This window comes from Aquimarina sp. U1-2, from assembly GCF_017897595.1.
GTDB lineage: Bacteria > Bacteroidota > Bacteroidia > Flavobacteriales > Flavobacteriaceae > Aquimarina.
This window is the reverse complement of record NZ_JAGKIK010000072.1, coordinates 1-479: the sequence shown is the minus strand read 5'-3', so window position 1 is coordinate 479 and position 479 is coordinate 1. Positions and strand designations below refer to the sequence as shown.

1 protein-coding gene is annotated in these 479 nt (G+C 29.6%); it reads right to left on the bottom strand.

Going from position 1 to position 479, the window contains the following annotated elements:
* Positions 1–479 (bottom strand): hypothetical protein (locus J8281_RS19065; RefSeq protein WP_210199243.1); only part of this gene is annotated, 479 nt, incomplete at both ends.

The window sequence follows — 479 nt, the reverse complement described above, 5'->3', positions numbered from 1 at the left end:
ATATCTGTTATTAAAACCTAAAGTCATTTCAGAAATCCATTTTTTGGCTGGGTTAAAGTTTCTTGTAAAATTCATTAAGTTAAGTGCTAAAGCTATTTCAATACTATGCACATCGTATTCTGGATATTTTGAAGGTGGATTGTTTTTTATAAACAAACATAATCCGTTACTAATTGAAAGAGCGCTTTGGTAATATGTTTGAGCATGCTCTTCATTACCTTCTCTATAATGGATTCTAAACTCTTGTATTTCCGTTAACCCTATTGTTGCTATAATTCCTATTTCTTCCCAAACATTAAGACTGTACTCTAGACTATTTCTGCTGTATTTATATATACTGTGCTCTGTTTTGTAATGTTTAGCAACTTTGTTAAAATAATAGACACCTATATTTCTTTTTAAAGAATGGATTTTGTAAAATTCCTGTCTTACAAAATTTTTCTCCAAATGATTACCTTCTTGCATAAAGTGCCAGCTTA